Origin of the sequence: Streptomyces sp. SID13726 (assembly GCF_010548375.1) — a bacterium.
Classification (GTDB): Bacteria; Actinomycetota; Actinomycetes; order Streptomycetales; family Streptomycetaceae; genus Streptomyces.
In genome coordinates this window covers 1-438 of sequence record NZ_JAAGLY010000319.1, presented here as the reverse complement: position 1 = coordinate 438, position 438 = coordinate 1, and the positions used below count along the sequence as shown (strand labels likewise).

Sequence of the window (438 nt, the reverse complement as noted above, 5' to 3'; positions counted from 1 at the left end):
TCTTCACGGACGCGGGCGGCCTGGACGTGGTCCAGGCGATGTACCTGGACCTGACGGGTCAACGGGTCCCGGAGCCCGCGGGCGGACCCGGCCGGGTGTTCGTCGCCGAGAACTACGCCCTGCTGGCGGCGGTCCGCGGCCGCCAACTCCCCTGGCGCTCCCCGGCCGAGGGGACGGCGTCCGTTCCCGTTCCAGCTCCCGCGCGGGCCGGGGAGGCCGGGGCCGAGGCCGGGCACGGCCGTACCGGGGGCGAGCGGCCCGGACCGGTACGGGTGGCACCGCGGGCGGAGCGGGGGCGGGTGGAGGCGGCCTGGTTCGCCGCCGACGACCCGATGCCGTTCCTCGCGATGCTCGCCGCGTTCCTCGGCAGGGGTGCGGGGAAGGGCGTGCGCGCACTGCGCGGTGTCCCGGCGCACGGCCGGCGTACGGCGCGCGCCG

General features: G+C 79.0%; 1 pseudogene. It reads left to right on the top strand.

Going from position 1 to position 438, the window contains the following annotated elements:
• Positions 1 to 438 (top strand): annotated as a pseudogene (locus G3I78_RS47850) (ATP-grasp domain-containing protein); the annotation flags it as partial.